Origin of the sequence: Microcystis sp. M_QC_C_20170808_M3Col (assembly GCF_007095505.1) — a bacterium.
Taxonomy (GTDB): Bacteria; Cyanobacteriota; Cyanobacteriia; order Cyanobacteriales; family Microcystaceae; genus Microcystis.
Map to the genome: position 1 here is coordinate 1 of NZ_SFBY01000068.1, position 3,474 is coordinate 3,474.

At 44.9% G+C, this 3,474-nt stretch carries 3 protein-coding genes and 1 pseudogene; 2 read left to right on the forward strand and 2 right to left on the reverse strand.

Annotated features, from left to right (window positions below):
* Nucleotides 1-86, forward strand: a pseudogene (locus EWV84_RS23010) (IS200/IS605 family transposase); the annotation flags it as partial.
* 83 nt (nt 87-169) lie between these two features.
* Here EWV84_RS23010 and EWV84_RS03500 read toward each other — a convergent pair.
* Nucleotides 170-2,557, reverse strand: coding sequence for an ATP-dependent Clp protease ATP-binding subunit (locus EWV84_RS03500; protein ID WP_287076478.1), 2,388 nt, complete (start codon nt 2,555-2,557; stop codon nt 170-172).
* Between the two features lie 318 nt (nt 2,558-2,875).
* A complete protein-coding gene (locus tag EWV84_RS23015; protein ID WP_287076480.1) occupies nt 2,876-3,115 on the reverse strand; it encodes a DUF5615 family PIN-like protein in 240 nt (79 codons plus the stop codon).
* A gap of 30 nt (nt 3,116-3,145) precedes the next feature.
* On the opposite strand from EWV84_RS23015, the gene EWV84_RS03510 reads away from it, so the two are divergent.
* Nucleotides 3,146-3,474 (forward strand): RNA-guided endonuclease InsQ/TnpB family protein (locus EWV84_RS03510; protein ID WP_287076482.1); only part of this gene is annotated, 329 nt, incomplete at its 3' end.

A 3,474-nucleotide genomic window follows, 5' to 3' on the forward strand; every position in this document is an offset into this window, starting at 1 on the left:
CGCCTAGTTATTTTGTTTCTTCTGTAGGAGGTGCGCCATTGGAAGTTCTTAGGTGCTATATTAAAGATCAAGAAAAGCCGTCGTAAAACGACGGGGTTTTAACCCAAATTTTCGATAAAAATCGGGGTTGAAACATTTTCAACCCCGAAAAAAGCAATTTTTGAGGGGATTAACCCACTGGTTGTAACTGTAATTGCGAGAGAATATCGCTTTGCTCAGAGCGCTGATGACTAGAGACTGTCACCACAGCTTCAGCAGTTACATCTAATATCGCATGGTCTCCAGAATTGACTTTTCCCGATAACATCGCGACCGCTAAACTATCCTCTAAGCGTCGAGTTAAAGCACGACGTAAAGGCCGCGCACCGTAGCTAGGATCATAACCCTCATTGATGACCAAATCCTTAAAAGCGGCGGTAACTTCCACAGAAATGCCTTTTTCTGTCAATTGTTTGGCTAAATCCGCGATAAGAATATCGGCAATCTGGGTAACTTCTTCGCGAGTTAACTGTCGGAAAACGATAATTTCATCGAGACGGTTGAGAAATTCGGGACGGAAATATTGTTTTAACTCCTCTGTCACCCGATTAGAAATCTGTTGGTAGCGCGATTGAGCAAAATCGTCAGCAATCTCGAATCCTAAGCTATTACCGCCTTTTTCGATGACTTTTGAGCCAATATTCGAGGTCATGATAATTAGGGTATTCTTAAAGTCCACCCGACGACCTTGGGAATCGGTCAAATGACCATCTTCTAACAGTTGCAGGAGAAGATTAAAAACATCGGGATGTGCTTTCTCGATTTCGTCAAACAAAACCACTCTATAGGGTTGACGACGCACTGCTTCCGTTAACTGACCGCCTTCATTGTAACCGATGTATCCGGGAGGCGCACCAATTAACTTAGAAACCGTGTGGGATTCCATAAATTCCGACATATCTAGACGAATCATACTGGATTCCGAGCTAAAGAGCAACTTAGCCAAGGCTTTCGTTAATTCAGTTTTACCGACTCCCGTGGGACCTGCAAAAATAAACGAGGCAATCGGACGGTTAGGATTCTTTAAATTTACTCGCGCTCGACGAATAGCACGAGAAACGGCATTTACTGCCTCCTGTTGGCCAATAATCCGCTCATGCAGTTGATATTCCAGATTTAAGAGCGATTCCGACTCAGTTTGAGTTAATTGGCTAACGGGAATACCTGTCCAAGCGGCGACAATTTGGGCGATTTCCTCCGCATCCACCACTGGAATTAAAGATTCGGGGTTAATTAGGGGTGATTCTTCCCTAACCTCCGCAGGACTTTTACTTTGCAGGGAATAGCGTAGATGGGTGCGGGATCCCGCTTCATCGAGAAGATCGATCGCTTTGTCCGGTAAAAAGCGATCATTGATATAGCGAGAGGATAGATTAACAGCAGCTTCGATCGCTTTTTGATCGTATTTTACCTGATGGAAATCCTCGTAGGTGGCTTTTAAACCCCGTAAAATCTCGATCGCTTGCTCTTTAGTCGGTTCTCCCACCATAACTGGCTGAAAACGTCTTTCTAGAGCCGCATCTCGCTCAATATGCCGTTTATACTCATCGAGAGTCGTTGCCCCTAAACACTGTAACTCGCCGCGAGCTAAAGCAGGTTTAAGCAAGTTAGAAGCATCCATAGCTCCTCCCATGCTACCAGCACCCACAAGAGTGTGAATTTCATCGATAAACAGGATAATATTGCCCGATTTGCGAACTTCCTCCACGATACCCTTTAAACGTTCCTCAAAATCGCCGCGAAAACGGGTTCCCGCCAGTAAAGACCCCATATCGAGGGCAATTACCTGTTTATCCCGCAAAAGTTCGGGAATATCGCCATTATGGATGCGTTGTGCTAAACCTTCAGCGATCGCAGTTTTCCCCACCCCCGGCTCACCCAGTAAAATCGGGTTACTTTTGGTACGGCGGCCTAAAATTTGGACAACTCGCTCGATTTCTGGCTCTCTACCGATTAAAGGGTCAATTTTGCCATTTTTGACCTCTTGGCTTAAATTGCGACCATATTGGGCTAAAATACCGCCTTGGGGAGCATTTTTCTGGTCTTTATAGTCACTATCACCCGTTAAGCGACCACTAGCGACTTTTTCCCCGGCATTTTTAAGTAAAAGGCCGCGAAGTTTGATCAAATCAACACCCTGCATAATTAAAATTTTAGCGGCTAGGGATTCGGGATCGCTGGTGATAGCGAGTAATAAATGTTCAGGTGCGATCGCCTGTTCCCCTAATTGTCGAGCTTCCTGAAATGCTTGCTCGAACATCTTTTTCGCTTTTGGGGTAAAAGGGATATTAACGGGACTGTAACCCGTGCCGCGGCCAGTCATTCCTTCAATCAGGCGGCGACTTTCGTGCAGGGTGACTTTTAAATCCTTGAGAATTAAGGCTGCGGTGGCGGTGGCTTCTCCTATCAATCCTAACAGTAAATGCTCCGTACCCACGACACTGTGAGCGGTACGACGGGCTTCCTCTTGGGCGAACATCACCGCTTTGATAGCTTTCTGGTTAAAGTATTCAAACATGATCGACGGCTTCCTGGCTACTGGGCTTTACCTGTTACTGTAACGTTTTCTTTACATTAGCCGGAAGGGGGATATCCGTATCAGCAGGGTGGGTTAGTCAGTGGTGAACTTGGGCGCTCCTTATAGCGCGTTTTTAGGATGAAAGATCACTGAAATACGCTAATAGTTCCACTGATTCAGGGAAATGAACTGATTGATCAGAGGGACGTTAGCAGTTTCGATATTGGCGATCGCCTTGACAATTGCCTTGAAGCCCATATTTTTTAGGGGGTTAGCGTTACGGTAAACCGCTAAGATCCCCGAATGGCTTGGATTACCCTAGTGCAGCTCTTCAAAGTCATCGCAGTTATGAGTTAGCAGAATCCGATTTTCCTGTATGACATAGTCAAGTACGACATCATCTGTGCAGCCAGCCAAACCAATTTCATTGATCGTCAGTACGTCATGACCAGCAGCCGTAAGTAACTTAACCAGAAGTTGGGCTTGCGAGTCCTCATCGAAAATTTTGGGTCTGAAACCCCGTCGTTCTACGACGGCTTTACTGTTAAATATTAACACATTTACGAAATATATGCTAAAATGTGAGACATGGAAAAAGCCTACTCGTTTCGATTTTACCCCACACCAGAACAAGAGTCGCTATTGCGGCGCACTTTGGGCTGTATAAGATTAGTTTACAACAAAGCTCTCCACGAACGAACACAAGCATGGTACGAAAGACAAGAAAGAGTAGGCTACGCTCAAACTTCTTCAATGCTAACCGATTGGAAAAAGCAAGAAGAATTAGAATTTTTAAACGAAGTTAGTTGTGTACCTTTACCACAAGGGTTAAGACATTTACAAACAGCTTTTACCAATTTCTTTGCTGGTCGTACTAAGTATCCCAACTTTAAGAAAAAACATCAGGGAGGAAGTGC